Below are 15,139 nucleotides of genomic sequence, written 5' to 3'. Positions count from 1 at the left end.
GTCAGTACTTCCAGCGGTAGGCCGCCGCGACCCGCTCGTCGTCCAGCCCGTCGACCGCCGCGATCTCCCCTTCCCGTACGGCGATCACGGCGTCGGCGAGGACCGGTCCGAGCGCGGCCCGCAGCCGTTCGTCCTTGCGGAACTCCGCGACCGACTCGGCGAGCGAGGCCGGCAGCCGCCGTACGCCCCGGGCCGCGGCGGCCGCCGGTTCGAGGCGGGCCGGATCGCCGGTGATCTCCTCGGGCAGCGAGGCGGACGAGGTCAGACCGTCGAGGCCGGCCGTGATCAGACCGGCGAGCGCGAGATAGGGGTTGGCGGCCAGGTCGACCGGCTTCACCTCCAGGTTGGCCGCCTGCCCGCGCAGCCCCGCGGTCCCCGTGACCACGCGCAGCGCTGCCTCGCGGGTCTCGCGGCCCCAGCAGGTGAACACCCCTGCCCACTGGGAGGGTTTGAGCCGCAGATGGCTCGCCGGGCTGGGCGCGGTGAGCGCCGTGAGGGCGGGCAGATGGGCGAGCACACCGGCCGCGAACGACTCGGCGTCGGGCGTCATGCCGTGCCGGCCCGCGCCGCCGGAGTGCAGGTTGACGCCGTCGCGCCAGGCGGAGAGATGGATGTGGCCGCCGTTGCCGACGCCCTGCGCGAAGACCGCCGGGGCGAACGAGACCACGAAGCCGTGGCGCCGGGACACCGCGCGGATCGTCTGCCGCACCAGCACACTGCGGTCGGCCGCCGCCACCGGGTCCAGCGCGCCCACCGAGATCTCGAACTGCCCGGCCGCGTACTCGGGATGGATCTGCTCGACCTCCACGCCCTGCGCGGCGAACGCGGCCAGCAGGTCGGCGGTGCAGTCGCTCAGCTCGATCTGGCGGGTGGCGCTGTACGCGGGCCCGGTGAGCGCGGGCACGAACTCCCCGCCCTCCGTGGGCCCTTGGCCGACCGACCACTCCACCTCGATACCGGCCCTGAAGGTCAGACCGTGCCGCTCGGCGGCCTCGGCGACGAGGTGACGCAGGACCGTGCGGCTGCACCCGGGGTGCGGTTCGCCCTCCTGCGTGATCCGGTCGACCGGCGCCCACGCCCAGCCGGACTGCCCGGCCAGGACGGTGAGTTGATCGAGATCGGGGTAGAGGCGCAGGTCGCCGTCCGGGGAGCCCAGTACATCGGTGGAGACGATCGAGTCGTTCGCCAGGAACGTGTCGAACACCGGGGACATGCCGACTCCCCAGGCCGCGGCCGAGGCCAGCTTGGCGGTCGGGATCGTCTTGACCCGGCCCACGCCCGCGGTGTCGACGTAGGACAGCACGACGCCGTGCACACCCCGGTCGGCCAACTCGCCGCCGAGGGCCTTGGCCCGCTCGACCTCACCGGGGCGCCCGCCGGGGACGGGATCGGCAAGAGTGGTCATGCATCCTCCACGGGTACGTCTTCCACGGGTACGTCCTCCACGGCCATGTCCTCGGTCAACGTCCTCGGTCCGCGTCCTCGACGGGCCGTCACGTCCGTCAGGGTTTCACGGCCACGGCACCGAACTGCGGCACCACAGCGGGCGTTTCGGGTTCCGCTTCCGCGCGCCAGCGGGAGCACGGCACAAGACCCGGGTCGAGGAGTTCGAGCCCCTCGAAGAACGCGGCGATGTCCTGGGCGCTGCGGGCGGTGATCGGGGGACGGGCGTGGGCGTTCCAGAACCTCATGGCCGGGATCTGGCCCGCGCCGCCGAGGCCCGGGTCGAAGGTCGGGTGGGTGAGGACCAGGTAACTGCCGGAGCAGACCGCAGACATGACCCTTCGGACGATCTCCCGGGCCTCGTCGTTGTCCAGCACGAAGTTGAGGATGCCCAGCATCATCACCGCGACCGGCTGGCCGAAGTCGAGTGTCCGGGCGGCCCGTTCGAGGATCGTGGCCGGGTCGTGGACGTCCGCGTCGATGTAGTCGGTGGCGCCTTCGGGGGTGCCGATGAGCAGGGTGCGGGCGTGGGCGAGCACGACGGGGTCGTTGTCGACGTAGACGATCCGTGCCTCGGGCGCGATCCGCTGGGCGATCTGATGCGTGTTGTCCGCCGTGGGCAGGCCCGTGCCGATGTCCAGGAACTGCCGCACCCCGCGCTCCTCGGCGAGAAAGCGGACCGCCCGTCCCAGGAACCAGCGGTCGGCGCGGGCGATGTCCCGGATGACGGGGAACATGTCGGCGACCTGCTCACCGACCTGCTGGTCGACGAAGTAGTTGTCCCTCCCGCCGATCCAGTAATTCCACACGCGAGCGTTCTGCGCCACACCGGTGTTCACGACCCAACTCCCTCTCCCACACCTGCGGCCGTCGCCGCCATTGTGCCGCCCGGTGATCACTTTGTCCGGGGATCTTGGGAACGGGGCGGGGGCGGGGGGGCGGTTGGTTCGGGGGAGCGGGGGTGGTGGTTGGCGGGGTCGTGGTCAGTGGGACCGGCCGGTTCGGGAGGGCGGGGGTGGTGGTTAGCGGGACCGACCGGTTCGTGAGGGCGGGGTTGGTGGTTGGCGGGGCCGGTCGGTCCGCTGGAGCGGGTCGGCGGTGGGCGGGCGTCGTCGGTTCGGGAGGCGGTGTCGTGGTCAGTGGCACCGGCCGGTCTGGGGGGCGGGGTTGGTGGTCGGCACGACCGGCCGGTCTGAGAGTCGGTGTCTTGGTCGGCGGGATCGGCCGGTCCGGGAGGGCGAGGTTGGTGGTCGGAGGGGCCAGTCGGTCTGCCGGAGCGGGTCGGTGGTTGGCGGGACCGGCGGGTTCGGGAGGGGGGCCGGTGCTCAGCACAATCGGCCGGTCCGGGAGGTGGTGTCGTGGTCAGTGGCACCGGCCGGTCTGGGGGGTGGGGTTGGTGCTCGGCGACGCTGGTCGGTCCGCTGGAGCGGGTCGGTGGTTAGCGGGACCGGCGGGTTCGGGAGGCGGTGCCGGTGGTCGGTAGGACCGGCCGGTCCGGGAGACGGGGCCGTGATCAGTACCACCGACCGGTCCGGGGGAGCGAGGTCGGTGGTCGGCAGGATCGATCGGTCCGGGGGGACCGAGGTCGCTGGTCGGCAGGACCCGTCGGACCAAAGGGTGCAGTCGGTGGTCAGCGGGGCCGGTCGGTCCGGAGGGTACGTAGTCGCGGGTCGGCGGGGCCAGCCGGTCTGGGGTGCGTAGTCGTGGGTCGGCGGAAGCGGCCGGTCCGGAGGGCGCGGTCGGTGATCAGCGGGATCGGCCGGTCCAGAGGGTGCGTAGCCGCGGGTCGGCGGGCCGGCCGGTCCGGTGTGCGTCGCGGGTCAGCAGGGCCGGCCGGGCCCTGGTGCGTAATCGTCGGTCAGTGGGATTGCGCCGGGCCCGCCGCAGGCGTCTTCCCGGACAGGACGTCCTTCAGGCGCTGCGTTCCCTTTGTCACCGCCTGGGCGGTGGACTGCTGTTCGGCGCCGTTGAGGCCGCCCGCGGTGACGGTGATCGCGTTTTCGCCGACGCGTACGACGGCGACGTCCAGGGTGAGTGTGGTGGCCTCACCGTTGGCGGTGCCCTGCACGACCACCCGCAGATCCTGCCGGGCGTCGCCCACGGCGGGCACCGAGCCCTCGGTGACCTGGACGGTTCGTTTGCCGCCCTTGGAGTCGGTCGCGGTGAACTGGTCGCACTTGACCGGCAGCGTCTTGAGCCAGGCCAGGGAGGAGTTCAGTTGGCCGGAGTCGTAGGAGGCCACCTGGTAGAGGAGCCGGGAGTCGCCCTGCTGGAACCCTCTGAGCGCGGAGGCGCCGGACGGCTTGCCCAGCAGATGGTCGGAGTAGAGCGCGTCGAGGAGCTTCTGGCAGTCGGCGGCGTTCGCCTTGGCGGTCAGGAAGTCGGCGACGTCGACCTTGCCGACAAGGAGGGTGTCACTCCACTTGGAGGCGTCCTTGACCTCGTTCCAGCTGTCCTCGATGTCCCCCTCGGTGATCAGCGCGGACCGGGCCCCGGCCTCGGTGAGGCGGGCAGGGGCGGAGGTGGCGGGCGAGGAGGTGGGCGACGAGCTGGGCGAGGTGGCGGGCGTGGACGCGGGCGAGGACGTGGGCGTCTGTGCGGCCAGGGGCGAGGCGGCGACGTCCGAGGCCCGGGAACCCGAGTCGCCGCCGTCGTCGGAACAGGCCGCTGTGGTCAGCAGCGCGGCCGTGGCCAGCCCGGCGGCGAGCACCCGAGCGGTGGAGGCACCCCCGGAGTCCTTGAGGTACCGGGGCAGGGACGGGCGTCGGGACATGGCGGAGGCCTCCAGAGAAACCGACGGACAGGGGCTCCGTTCAGCGCACCACCGGCGGCCCCGGCCCACCAGCGCACCGGTCCGTTCGGGGGACCGCCCTCGCGGGCCGCAGGGCAACTCGAACGCCCCGCCCGGCATGCCCGCACACCCGCCCGCGGTGACACTGGCCCCATGCCGACGCGTGCCGAGGAGTGAGCGTGCTGCCCGGATTCCTCACCAGGGCGGTCGAGTTGCTGCTCGGCCGGCAGGGCCGCTCGCTGCATCTGAAGGCGGCGGGTGCGGCCACGGCCGTACTCGGGGTGGTGATGCTGCTCGGCGCGTGGGCCGTCGTCGCCGCCGAACACGACGCCCCGCGCGCCAACCTGCGGACGTACCCCCAGGCGCTGTGGTGGTCGATCGAGACGGCCACGACCGTCGGCTACGGCGACTTCTTCCCCGTGACCCTCGGCGGCCGCGTCGTCGGGACCGTCGTGATGGTCGTCGGGATCACCACGTACGGCATGGTCACCGCGGCCCTGGCCACCTGGTTCGTCGGCCGGGAACAGCGCCGCCGCCACCATCTCGCCCACCACGCCGAGGAGTTGGGCGAGGAAACGGTCCGTGCGCTGCACGAGCGCTTCGACCGGCTCGAGCGGCTCGTGGGCGCCGACGGCGGCAACGGCGGCCGCGAGCGACCCCCTCCGCACCGCTAGCTACTGACCAGTACCCCGCCATGTGACACGTGTGACGCCTGAGGTACGGTCCCTCCCGGGTCCGCGCACACCCGCAGCGTGCCGACCGTCACACGCGGTGTCGAAGGGGCGGCTGAGGCATGGAGTTCCACCTGGTCGACGGCGGCGGAGGCGACGAAGGGCACGCGACGCCGGACGGCACACCGCTGGAGCACCTGGACCCGCAGCCCCTGCTGACCCGCGACTACGAGACCCGGCCCGAACTCGTCTACGAGCGGCTGCGCGAACGGCACGGCCCCGTCGCGCCGGTCGACCTCCTCGGCGTACCCGCCTGGCTCGTGCTCGGCTACCGCCAGTCGCTCCGCATCCTCCAGGACGACGCCGCCTGGCCCAAGGGGCTGGAGAACTGGCGGGCCCGCTCCGAGGGCCGCGTGCCCGCCGACTGGCCGCTCGGCCCCTCCCTCGAGGTCAACCATCGCGTCGGCAGGCGTACGCCGCCTCTTCGAACGGTTCGGGCATCTCGAGCTCGCCCTCCCCGTCGACCAACTGCCGTGGCGCTCCTCGCCGTTCATGCGGGGGCTGCGCGCACTGCCGGTGCGCTACGAGATCGTGGGGCCGGTGCCGCAACTCGCACCGGCGCGCGTGCCGGACGTACCGGACGCACCCGCCGCACCGGACCGGCCGGCCGGGCGGCGGTTTTCGCTGTGGCGCTACCTGACCGGGTTGATCAGGCAGAACACCTGACCACGTAGGCTGGCGGGGCCGTCGTCGACCCCCACCGGAAGCAGGTCATGTCCACCGCCCCCGCGCCCCTGATGACCACCCCCGGCCCGCCCGCCGGCTCCGCCGACATCCGGCTGATCGTCACCGACATGGACGGCACGCTCCTGGACGACGCCAAGCGGATGCCGCCGGGGCTGCGGGACATGCTCGCCGAACTGCGCCGGCGCGGGGTGCTGTTCAGCCCGGCGAGCGGGCGTCAATACGCCACGCTGGCACGGGAGTTCGCCGACGTGGCCGAGGGCATGGTGTTCATCGCCGAGAACGGCACCTATGTGGTGCGCGACGGCGTGGAGCTCAGCTCGGACCCGCTGGAGCCCGAGGACGCCGCCTGCATCGTGCGGGCCGTACGCGCACTGGTGGCTGACGGGGTGGACGTGGGCGCCGTCGTCTGCGGCAAGCGCTCCGCCTACGTCGAGCGGTCCGACGAGGCGTTCCTCGCCGAGGTGCGCAAGTACTACGTCGAACACCGCGTCGTCGAGGACGCCACCGCACCCGACGACGACGTCATCAAGGTCGCCCTCTTCGACTTCGGCTCCGCCGCGCGCACCACCGCCCCCGCCCTGGCGCCCTTCACCGCCACCCACCAGGTCGTCGTCTCCGGCGAGCACTGGGTCGACGTCATGAACCGCACCGCCGACAAGGGCGCCGACCTGCGCCGGCTGCAGAGGGAGCTGGGCATCACGCCCGCCCAGACCATGGTCTTCGGCGACTACCTCAACGACCTGGAGATGCTGGACGCCGCCGAGTGGTCGTTCGCCATGGCCAACGCCCACCCCGACGTCATCGCCCGCGCCCGCCACCTCGCCCCGTCCAACAACGACAACGGCGTGCTGCGCACGATCACGCGGGTGCTGGGCCTGCCGACCTGACGCACAGCGGGCCGCCGCCTCGCCTCACCTGCGGCTCTGGCGCCCCGGACGGCCCCGGCTGTTCAATGGGGCTGAACATCCCGCGAACAGGGCTGGCAAGCCCGTACCGGAGACTGGACATTCCGTACCGGAGAGGAGTCGCCGTGTCTTCCGCCGCCGTGCCGCCGCTCGGTGCGCGCATCCGTCAGGCGCGCACCGCGAAAGGCGTGAGCCTGCGTGCCCTCGCCCGGGACGTCGGTGTCTCAGCGAGTCTGGTGTCCCAGATCGAGACCGGCAAGAGCCAGCCGTCGGTGAGCACCCTCTACGCCATCACGACCGCCCTCGGCATCTCCCTGGAGTCGCTCTTCGACGCCACGGAGAGCGCGGCCGCCTCCCCGGTCGTCGCCGCCTCGTCGGCCGCCGCACCCGGACCCGTCCTGCATGCCCTGGCCGCCTTCTCTGCCGACCCGGGCCGCCGTATCGGCCCGGTGGTCACGCCCGGCGAGCGGGAGGTGCTGGAGCTGGACTCCGGGGTGGTGTGGGAGCGGCTGGGACACGTGCCCGGCACGGACGTCGACTTCCTCCAGGTCACCTACCGGCCCGGCGGCGCCTCCTCCGGCTCGGGCGGACTGATGCGGCACGCGGGCACCGAGTACGGCTGTCTGACCTCGGGGGAGCTGGTCCTCACCCTCGGCTTCGAGGAGTACACGCTGCGCCCCGGCGACGCGGTGTGCTTCGAGTCGACGACCCCGCACCGCTACCGCAACGATGGAGAGGAACCGGCCGTCGGGGTCTGGTTCGTGTTCAGTGACACTTGACACTCGTGCCGTACGGTCGTTCACTCCGAAGTGGGGGTGGTCGTCATGGCGATCCGTACCTTCGGCCCCAATGCCGTCGACTGGGAAGAGCGCATCGACCTGGACCGGCTGCGCCAAGAGCGCCTGTCCCGGCTGAACGACTCGCTGAACCGCTCGTCGCTCGGCGCCGTGCTGAGCTTCGACTTCGCCAACATCCGCTACATGACCGCCACGCACATCGGCACCTGGGCGATGGACAAGCTGATCCGCTTCGCCCTGCTGGTGCGCGGCGGCGAACCGGTGATCTGGGACTTCGGCTCCGCCGCCCGCCACCACCAGCTCTACAACCCGTGGCTGGACTACAGCGACGGCAAGGACGGCCCGCCCACCGGCGCCCGCGCCGGGATCTCCACCCTGCGCGGCGCCTTCCACCCGGACGCCGGGATCGCCGAGGACGTCGCCCGCAAGATCGCCGTCGAACTGCGCGAACACGGCCTCGCGAACGAACCCCTCGGCGTCGACGTAGCCGAGATGCCAGTCCTCGCCGCACTGCGCGCCGAGGGCATCGACGTCGTCGACGGCCAGCAGGTCTTCCTGGAGGCCCGCCGCACCAAGACCCGCGACGAGATCTCCCTGCTGACCCAGGCCTGCGCGATGGTGGACGCCGCCTACGAGGAGCTGTACGGGTATCTGCGCCCGGGGGTGCGCGAGAACGAGTGCGTCGGCCTCGTCAGCAAGGTGCTCTACGACCTCGGCAGCGAGTACGTCGAAGGCGTCAACGCCATCTCCGGCGAACGCTGTTCACCCCACCCGCACGTATACAGCGATCGCCTGATCCGCCCCGGCGACCCGGCCTTCTTCGACATCCTGCACAGCCACCTCGGCTACCGCACCTGCTACTACCGCACGTTCGCCGTCGGCAGCGCCTCCCGCGCCCAGCGCGACGCCTACGTCCGCTGCCGCGAGTACATGGACCAGGCCATCGCCCTCGTCCGGCCCGGCGCCACCACAGCCGACATCGTCCAAGTGTGGCCGCGTGCCGAGGAGTTCGGCTTCGCCGACGAGATGGCGGCCTTCGCCCTGCAGTACGGCCACGGGGTCGGCCTGTCGATCTGGGAGAAGCCCATCTTCAGCCGGCTGGTCTCCCTCGACCACCCCGAAGTCCTCGAAGAGGGCATGGTGTTCGCCCTGGAGACCTACTGGCCGGCCGCCGACGGCTGGTCGGCCGCCCGGATCGAGGAGGAGCTGGTCGTCACCGCCGACGGCTGCGAGGTCATCACCAAGTTCCCGGCCGAGGAACTGCTCGTCGCGGGCCGCAAGTACTGGACCGCGGGCGGCGAGCTCAACACCCGCCGCGAGTCCCAGTCCCACCTCAACACCCCGACCAATGGGGGTGCCTGATGACCGACCGTGACGCATCCCGCGACGAACTCCTCGTCCTGTACGAGCAGATGGCCGTCATCCGCCGTACGGAGAAGGCCGCCCACGACCTGTTCATGTCCGGCCTGGTCAAGGGCACCACCCATCTCGCGGCCGGTCACGAGGCGATCGCCGTCGGCGCGAGCGCCGCGCTGCGCGACGACGACTACGTCTTCGCCACCTACCGCGGCCACCACCACGCGATGGCCCGCGGCGCCACCCCCGAGGAGTGCCTCGCCGAACTCATGAGCCGCGCAACGGGGTTGTGCAGGGCCAAGGGCGGCTCCATGCACCTCACCAAGGCCACCGGCAACATGCTCGGTTCCTACGCCATCGTCGGCGCCCACCTCCCGATGGCGGTCGGCGCCGCCTGGTCGGCCCGGCTGCGCGGCACCGGACAGATCGCCGTCGCCTTCTTCGGCGACGGCGCCACCAACATCGGCGCCTTCCACGAGGCGCTCAACCTGGCCGCCGTGTGGAAGCTGCCGGTGCTGTTCGTCTGCGAGAACAACCTGTACATGGAGTACACGCCGATCGCCGACGTCACCGCCGTCGCCCGGCCCGCGGCCGACCGCGCCCCCTCGTACGGCATCCCGGGCGAGGTCGTCGACGGCAACGACGTCGTCGCCGTACGGGACGCGGTGGCCGCGCTCGCGCGGCGGGCCCGGGCAGGGGAGGGGCCCGCCCTGCTGGAGGCCGAGACCTACCGCCACTTCGGGCACAGCCGCGCCGACCCGGCCACCTACCGCCCGGCCGAGGAGGTCGAACGCTGGCTCAAGCACGACCCGTTGGACCTGGCGCGCGGCCGGCTCGCCGAACTGGGCGTGCCCGAGGAGACGCTCACGGCGGCCGACGAGCGCGCCCGTGACGTCGTACAGAAGGCGATCGACGCGGCGAAGAACGCGCCGCCGCCGGACCCGGCCGAGGCGCTGACCGACGTATGGGCGGACGGAGGTGCGGCATGGCGGACCTGAGCACGGCACGGGACGTGATCACCTACCGGGACGCGGTCGCCGAGGGCATCGCGCGCGAGATGCGGCGCGATCCGGCCGTGGTGTGCCTGGGCGAGGACATCGGCGAGGCCGGCGGGGTGTTCAAGACGACCGTCGGCCTGTTCAAGGAGTTCGGGCCCGAGCGGGTGTGGGACACGCCGATCTCCGAACAGGCCATCGTGGGCGCGGCGATGGGCGCTGCCATGACCGGGATGCGCCCGGTCGCCGAGATCATGTTCTCCGACTTCCTGGCCTGTTGCTGGGACTACCTCGCCAACGAGATACCCAAGGTCCGCTATATGACGGGCGGTCAGGTCACCGTCCCGCTCGTCGTGCGCACCGCCAACGGCGGCGGGCTCGGCTTCGGCGCCCAGCACTCGCAGTCCACCGAGAACTGGGCGTTCACCGTCCCCGGCCTGAAGATCGCCGCACCCGCCACCCCCGCCGACGTCATCGGCATGATGGCGGCGGCGATCCGCAGCGACGACCCCGTCGTCTTCTTCGAGCACAAGGGGCTGCTGGCGAGCAAGGGCGCCCCGCCGCCGCCCGGCCATGTGGTCGAACTGGGCCGCGCCGCCGTCGTCCGCGAGGGCGCCGACGTCACGCTGGTGGCCCTCGCCGCCATGGTGCCGCTGGCGCTGCAGGCAGCAGCGCGGCTCGCCGAGGAGGGCATCGACGCGGAGGTCGTGGACCTGCGCTGCCTGGTCCCCCTGGACACCGCCACCGTCCTCGCCTCCCTGGCGAAGACCTCGCGGCTCGTGACCGTCGAGGAGAACCCGTACCAGGGCGGCTGGGGCGCCACCCTCGTGTCGGTCGTCGCCGACGAGGGGTTCTCCCTGCTGGACGCGCCCGTGCGGCGGGTCGCGGGGGAGTGCGTGCCGCTGCCGTTCGCCGACGCGCTCGAGGAGCGGGTCATTCCCACCGTGGACAAGCTCGTGGCGGGCGTCCGGAGCCTCGCCGCGTACTGAACACCCCTGAGGAGGAAGCGCGATGACCGATCGGACACTGCTTCGCGCCGGGCACGTGATCTCCATGGACACCTCCGTCGGGGAGCTGCCGAAGGGCGACGTCCTGATCGAGGACGGGAGGATCGCCGCCGTGCAGCCGGAGATCAGCGCCGACGCCGAGGTCCTCGACATGACCGGGCGCATCGTGATCCCCGGCTTCGTCGACACCCACCGCCACACCTGGGAGGCCTCGATCCGGGGCGTCGCCCCCGACGCCACGCTCGACGACTACTTCGTCGACATCCTCGACACCTTCGCCCCGCTGTACACCGCCGAGGACGTGTACGCGGCCAACCTCGCCGGCGCGCTGGAATGCCTCAACGCCGGCATCACGACGCTCGTCGACTGGTCCCACATCAACAACACGCCCGCACACCCGGACGCGGCGATCCAGGCGCTCACCGAGTCCGGCATCCGCGCCCAGTACGCGTACGGCAGCGCCAACACCTCCCTCGCCGACTACTGGTTCGAGAGCAAGATCGCGATCCCCGGCGACGACGTACGCCGCATCCGCGACACCTACTTCGCCTCCGACGACGGCCTGCTGACCATGGCGCTCGCCACCCGCGGCCCCGGCTTCTGCCTCAACGAGGTCGTCACCTCCGAGTGGGCGCTCGCCCGTGAGCTGGACATCCCGATCACCGTGCACGTCGCGATGGGCCGGCTCGCCGGCCGCTTCGGCATGGTCAAGCAGCTGCACGACCTGGGGCTGCTCGGCCCGGACACCACCTACGTCCACTGCTGCTACCTGAGCGAGGACGAGTGGCGGATGGTCGCCGACAGCGGCGGCACGGTGTCGGTCGCACCGCAGGTCGAGACCCAGATGGGACACGGCTGGCCGCCCGTGATGAAGGCCATCGAGTACGGCCTGCGGCCCTCGCTCAGCACCGACGTCGTCACCACCGTGCCCGGCGACATGTTCACCCAGATCCGCGCGGCCTTCGGCGCCGAGCGGGCCCGGGTCAACGCCGACTGCTGGAAGGCCAACATGCCGGTGCCGGACACCATGTTGACGGCCCGTCGGATGCTGGAGATCGCGACGGCGAACGGCGCGCATGTCGCGGGACTGGAGCACCGCACCGGTTCCCTGACCCCCGGCAAGCGCGCCGACGTCGTCGCCCTCGACGCCACCGCGCTCAACATGGCGCCTGTGCACGACGCGACCAGTGCGGTCACGCTGTGCGCGGACGTGTCCAACGTCGAGACGGTCGTCGTCGACGGCGTGATCCACAAGCGCGACGGGAAGCTGACGGGCGACGTCGCGCGCGCCCGGCGGCTCGTCGAGGAGTCACGCGACCGGCTGCTGGCGGCGAAGGAGGCGAAGCAGAGCGCATGACCCGGCATCTGGTGCGGCGGGCCACCGAGGTGCCCGAGCCGCCGTACGACACACACGGCCACCGCCGCCGGACGCTGGTCGGCGAGGACGACGGCAGCGTGCACACCGGCTTCGGCCTGTGCGAACTGCGCCCCGACGGACGGGTGCCGGCGCATGTGCACTCGTACGAGGAGAGCTTCCACATCCTCGACGGCACCGCGGTCCTCGACGTGCCCGAGGGCTCGTACCTCCTGGATGAGGGCGACTACGGCATCCTCCCGACGGGCGTGCCCCATGCCTGGCGCGGCTCCGGTGACACCGCCGCGCGCTGGGCGGACATGCTGGCGCCCGTGCCGCGGGCGCGCTACGGGCACGACACGCAGCGGGTGCCCGACCTGCCGCGGCGCGACCCCGTCCGTATCGACGTGCGTGATCCGCGCACCCGCGCCTTCGGCCACTTCGAGCCCGCGCAGATGGACCCGGGCAAACAGTCCCAGGACCTGCTGGCCGTCTCGGCGAGCATGCGCACCGCGCTGCTCGTCTACAGCGGCATCACCGTCAAGATGATGGTCGACAGCGATCTCGGCGCGGTCGCCTCGACGATGTTCATGGTGCAGTACGCGCCCGACGGCGTCGCCGGCACCCACGACCACCCCTTCGAGGAGACGTACTACTTCCTGGAAGGGGAGGCGGACGCGGTGTTCGACGGCGAGCGGTACCGCCTCGGACCCGGCGACTGCGCCTGGGCGGGCGCCGGTTGTGTGCACGGCTTCGCCAACGCCGGTCGGGGACCGCTGCGTTGGCTGGAGACGCAGGCGCCGCAGCCGCCGCCACGCCACTCGTACCGGTTCACCCGGGACTGGGACTATCTGAGGGAGGCCCTGGAGTCATGAGCAACGTCCTGGTCGTCGGCGGCACATCGGGCATCGGCCGCGAACTCGCCCGCGTCCGCGCCGAGCGGGGCGACGAGGTCGTCCTCACCGGCCGAGACCCCGGCCGCGCCGACGCCGTCGCCAAGGAGATCGGTGCCCGCGGCCTCGCCCTCGACCTGTCCCGGCCGCACGAACTCGCGGACGTCCTCGGGGACTTGGCACACGTCGACCATCTGGTCCTCGCGGGCATCACCCGTGACGAGAACCACGCCACGCAGTACGACATCGGCGCCGCGCTCCGCCTCGTGACCCTCAAGCTCGTCGGGTACACCGAGGTCGTGCACTGTCTGCGGCCGCGCATGCCCGACGACGGCGCGATCGTCCTGTTCGGCGGCCAGGCCAAGGAGCGCCCCTACCCCGGCGCGACGACCGTGGCCACGGTCAACGCGGGCGTACGGGGCCTGGTGAACACCCTCGCGGTCGAACTCGCGCCGATCCGCGTCAACGCCGTCCACCCCGGGGTCGTCGGCGACAGCCCCTACTGGCGCGACAAGCCGGACGAGGTACTGGCCGCCCTGCGCGCGAGGACACCGACCGGGCGGCTCGCCACCATGGCGGACGTCGTGGACGCGGTGGACTTCCTGCTGCGCAACAGGTCGGTGAACGCGGTGGAGTTGAGCGTGGACGGGGGATGGCTGCTGGGGTGATCCGTCATGCCGCTCCGCGGCGGCTGTCCTCGACCACGTTCTTGTCGAGCGCGGCGCGCACCAACGCGGCGGCCACCACGGCCGGTTCGGTGTCACCGGCGAGGCGCACGATCCGGTCGGGCTCCTTCGGCAGCCCCAGCCGCGCCGCACCGTCGAGGGCCTTGCGGTCCAGGTACGGAGCGACCTCCGGCCAGACGAGCTGAACCTCGCGCAGGAAGATGTCGGCCCCCGCCGGGCCCAGGCCCGGGACCTCCTCAAGCAGGTCACGCAGCCGCCCGGTGTCGCCGTCCGCCTCCTTGCGTACACGACGCAGGTCGCCGCCCCAGCGCTCGGTCAACAGCTCGGCGCCGTCGCCGAGTTGGGTGGCGGTGCGCTCGTCGTAGCGCCGGTAGCCGCCGCGGCCGAGGGCGTCCACGCGCTGCTGCCAGCTCGCCCCGGCCATCCGGCGGGGGTCGCGCAGCCCCGCCTCGTACAGCGCGCGGGCGGTCGCGAGGGCGACTGACCCGCGGATGCGGGCGCTGAGCAGCAGCGCGAGGACGAGCAGCCGGTACAGCGGCTGCGGCGTGTCCCTGAGCGTGATGCCCGCCTCCTCTGCGAACGTCCGCCCGTGGGAGCCGACGAGCGCCCGCACCACGTCCTTCTGGCCGGTCACGGCTTGAGCGGGTCGTGGCCGATCGTCATCAGCCGGTGCCGGCGGTCGGAGTCCTCGGCCTCGGGCTCGTTCTCCACGTCCGCCTGCGCCTCGACCGTGTCCACCACCTGGTACATCACCCGGATGTCCGCGTCGGTGAGGTCGGTGCGCCGCTTCTGCAGGATGGCGAGGACGTGCTGCCCGGTCGGTGTACCCGCCTTGTCCGGCAACGGCTCAATGGTGTCGGTGGCGTCGCTCACCCGCAGCCAGGCGGCCAGCTCCTGCGACGTCATGTTGACCGCGCGGTGGAAGTCCTCCCACAGCGCGTCCAGTTCGAGGGCGTCGGTCATCACGAACCCCTCTCCACGGCGGCTCAGTTGTCCCGCGGCCAGTTCTCCGCGTCGAACATCCAGCGCTGCTTCTCCAGCTCGGCCGTGATGGAGATCAGCAGGTCCTGGGTGACCGGGTCCGCCTCGTCGGTCGCGGTGATGCGCTCGCGCAGCCGCCCGATCGCGGCCTCCAGGGCGTCCACGATGACCTGGACGACCTCGGTGTCCTTCAGCCAGCCGTCCTTCGGGCCGGGCAGCGTGCAGGCCGCCGCGATGGTCTCCGGCCGGCCGTCGGGCGGCAGGCCGAGCGCGGCGGTGCGCTCCGCCACGGTGTCCGAGAACGTGCGTGCCGTGGTCACCACCTCGTCGAGCTGGAGATGGATCGAGCGGAACCGCGGACCCACGATGTTCCAGTGCGCCTGCTTACCTATCAGCGAGAGCCCGAGAAGATCCACAAGAGTGCTCTGCAGGGCCTGGCCGACGACCTTGCGGGCCGGTTCCGGAAGCGTGCTCTTCACGACAGACATGGGGTTCCTCTCCTCTTGACGTCAT

General features: G+C 72.0%; 15 protein-coding genes and 1 pseudogene. 10 read left to right on the top strand and 6 right to left on the bottom strand.

Annotated features, from left to right (window positions below):
- Position 1 precedes the first annotated feature (1 nt).
- The 3 genes from JYK17_RS22970 to JYK17_RS22960 all read right to left on the bottom strand — a co-directional run bounded on the left by JYK17_RS22970 (position 2) and on the right by JYK17_RS22960 (position 4,216).
- On the bottom strand, positions 2-1,405 hold the full coding sequence (locus tag JYK17_RS22970; RefSeq protein ID WP_222811102.1) for a glutamine synthetase family protein: 1,404 nt from the start codon (positions 1,403-1,405) through the stop codon (positions 2-4).
- Positions 1,406-1,502: 97 nt separating this feature from the next.
- A complete protein-coding gene (locus tag JYK17_RS22965) occupies positions 1,503-2,282 on the bottom strand; it encodes an SAM-dependent methyltransferase (protein WP_222811101.1) in 780 nt (259 codons plus the stop codon).
- Between the two features lie 1,019 nt (positions 2,283-3,301).
- On the bottom strand, positions 3,302-4,216 hold the full coding sequence (locus JYK17_RS22960) for a hypothetical protein (protein ID WP_222811100.1): 915 nt from the start codon (positions 4,214-4,216) through the stop codon (positions 3,302-3,304).
- A gap of 197 nt (positions 4,217-4,413) precedes the next feature.
- On the opposite strand from JYK17_RS22960, the gene JYK17_RS22955 reads away from it, so the two are divergent.
- The 10 genes and pseudogenes from JYK17_RS22955 (at position 4,414) to JYK17_RS22910 (ending at position 13,627) form a co-directional block, all read left to right on the top strand.
- Complete coding sequence (locus JYK17_RS22955) at positions 4,414-4,908, top strand: potassium channel family protein (RefSeq protein WP_108012145.1); 495 nt, start codon at positions 4,414-4,416, stop codon at positions 4,906-4,908.
- 119 nt (positions 4,909-5,027) lie between these two features.
- Positions 5,028-5,408, top strand: a pseudogene (locus JYK17_RS41375) (cytochrome); the annotation flags it as partial.
- Between the two features lie 270 nt (positions 5,409-5,678).
- A complete protein-coding gene (locus JYK17_RS22945) occupies positions 5,679-6,539 on the top strand; it encodes a Cof-type HAD-IIB family hydrolase (RefSeq protein WP_222811098.1) in 861 nt (286 codons plus the stop codon).
- 143 nt (positions 6,540-6,682) lie between these two features.
- Positions 6,683-7,336: a helix-turn-helix domain-containing protein gene (locus JYK17_RS22940; RefSeq protein WP_222811097.1), complete on the top strand. Its 654-nt coding sequence runs from the start codon at positions 6,683-6,685 to the stop codon at positions 7,334-7,336.
- 45 nt (positions 7,337-7,381) lie between these two features.
- The gene (locus tag JYK17_RS22935) at positions 7,382-8,716 is read left to right on the top strand and encodes a M24 family metallopeptidase (protein WP_222811096.1); all 1,335 of its coding nucleotides are present in this window, start codon (positions 7,382-7,384) and stop codon (positions 8,714-8,716) included.
- Positions 8,716-9,708, top strand: a complete 993-nt coding sequence (locus JYK17_RS22930) for a thiamine pyrophosphate-dependent dehydrogenase E1 component subunit alpha (protein WP_222811095.1) — start codon at positions 8,716-8,718, stop codon at positions 9,706-9,708. The genes JYK17_RS22935 and JYK17_RS22930 overlap by 1 nt, the downstream gene beginning before the upstream one ends.
- Positions 9,696-10,694, top strand: a complete 999-nt coding sequence (locus JYK17_RS22925; RefSeq protein WP_222811094.1) for an alpha-ketoacid dehydrogenase subunit beta — start codon at positions 9,696-9,698, stop codon at positions 10,692-10,694. The genes JYK17_RS22930 and JYK17_RS22925 overlap by 13 nt, the downstream gene beginning before the upstream one ends.
- A gap of 22 nt (positions 10,695-10,716) precedes the next feature.
- Complete coding sequence (locus tag JYK17_RS22920) at positions 10,717-12,069, top strand: amidohydrolase family protein (RefSeq protein WP_222811093.1); 1,353 nt, start codon at positions 10,717-10,719, stop codon at positions 12,067-12,069.
- Positions 12,066-12,941: a cupin domain-containing protein gene (locus JYK17_RS22915; protein WP_222811092.1), complete on the top strand. Its 876-nt coding sequence runs from the start codon at positions 12,066-12,068 to the stop codon at positions 12,939-12,941. Before JYK17_RS22920 ends, JYK17_RS22915 begins: the two co-directional genes overlap by 4 nt.
- Entirely contained in the window at positions 12,938-13,627 is a 690-nt protein-coding gene (locus tag JYK17_RS22910; RefSeq protein WP_222811091.1) for an SDR family NAD(P)-dependent oxidoreductase, read from the top strand. Before JYK17_RS22915 ends, JYK17_RS22910 begins: the two co-directional genes overlap by 4 nt.
- Before the next feature lie 4 nt (positions 13,628-13,631).
- Here JYK17_RS22910 and JYK17_RS22905 read toward each other — a convergent pair whose 3' ends face one another.
- From JYK17_RS22905 to JYK17_RS22895, 3 genes are read right to left on the bottom strand one after another with little or no spacing between them, the layout of a single operon-like run.
- A complete protein-coding gene (locus JYK17_RS22905; RefSeq protein WP_222811090.1) occupies positions 13,632-14,279 on the bottom strand; it encodes an HhH-GDP family DNA glycosylase in 648 nt (215 codons plus the stop codon).
- Positions 14,276-14,608 carry a DUF3140 domain-containing protein gene (locus JYK17_RS22900; protein WP_108012154.1) on the bottom strand — a complete coding sequence of 111 codons (333 nt, stop codon included), beginning with the start codon at positions 14,606-14,608 and terminating at the stop codon, positions 14,276-14,278. The genes JYK17_RS22905 and JYK17_RS22900 overlap by 4 nt, the downstream gene beginning before the upstream one ends.
- A gap of 23 nt (positions 14,609-14,631) precedes the next feature.
- Complete coding sequence (locus tag JYK17_RS22895; RefSeq protein WP_222811089.1) at positions 14,632-15,114, bottom strand: Dps family protein; 483 nt, start codon at positions 15,112-15,114, stop codon at positions 14,632-14,634.
- Positions 15,115-15,139 lie beyond the last annotated feature (25 nt).

The sequence above is a fragment of the Streptomyces plumbidurans genome (genome assembly GCF_019857225.1).
Classification (GTDB): Bacteria; Actinomycetota; Actinomycetes; order Streptomycetales; family Streptomycetaceae; genus Streptomyces; species Streptomyces plumbidurans.
The sequence above is the reverse complement of the archived record's forward strand: the minus strand, read 5'-3'. Positions and strand labels throughout refer to the sequence as shown.